We start from the raw sequence: 725 nt of genomic DNA, 5'->3' as shown, positions 1-725 counted from the left end.
TGGATGGATGACACGTTGCACGTTGAGCTGGTCATGCCGTTTGTCTGGCATAGCGCGTTTGAGGACTTAAAAGAGCAATGTAGCGCCGATCTGCTGCGCATTACCGGTGCGAAAGCGATCGACTGGAAACTGTCGCATAACATCGCGACGCTGAAGCGCGTGAAAAACCAGCCGGGTATAAATGGTGTAAAAAACATCATCGCCGTCAGTTCGGGTAAAGGCGGTGTGGGTAAATCCTCTACCGCCGTGAACCTGGCGCTGGCGCTGGCTGCNAAGGTCGGTATTCTCGATGCCGATATTTATGGCCCGTCTATCCCGACGATGCTCGGTGCAGAAAATCAGCGCCCGACCTCACCGGACGGCACCCATATGGCGCCGATTATGTCTCATGGCCTGGCAACCAACTCCATTGGTTATCTTGTCACCGACGATAACGCCATGGTGTGGCGCGGCCCGATGGCCAGTAAAGCGCTGCTGCAGATGCTGCAGGAAACCTTATGGCCAGATCTGGATTACCTGGTACTGGATATGCCGCCGGGTACGGGTGACATCCAGTTGACGCTGGCGCAGAACATTCCGGTAACGGGTGCTGTTGTGGTGACTACGCCGCAGGACATTGCGCTGATCGATGCGAAAAAAGGCATCGTGATGTTCGAAAAAGTGGAAGTACCAGTGCTGGGTATTGTTGAAAATATGAGCATGCATATTTGCAGCAACTGCGGTCA

1 protein-coding gene is annotated in these 725 nt (G+C 54.1%); it reads left to right on the top strand.

Features of this window, described 5'->3' with window-relative positions:
- A partial coding sequence (gene apbC / locus FDX22_RS15505; protein WP_146717425.1) for an iron-sulfur cluster carrier protein ApbC occupies positions 1-725 on the top strand: 725 nt, incomplete at both ends.

This window comes from Citrobacter sp. TBCS-14 (assembly GCF_005280805.1).
Taxonomy (GTDB): Bacteria; Pseudomonadota; Gammaproteobacteria; order Enterobacterales; family Enterobacteriaceae; genus Citrobacter; species Citrobacter gillenii.
Note: the sequence above shows the minus strand (reverse complement) of the source record. Positions and strands in the feature narration are given on the sequence as shown.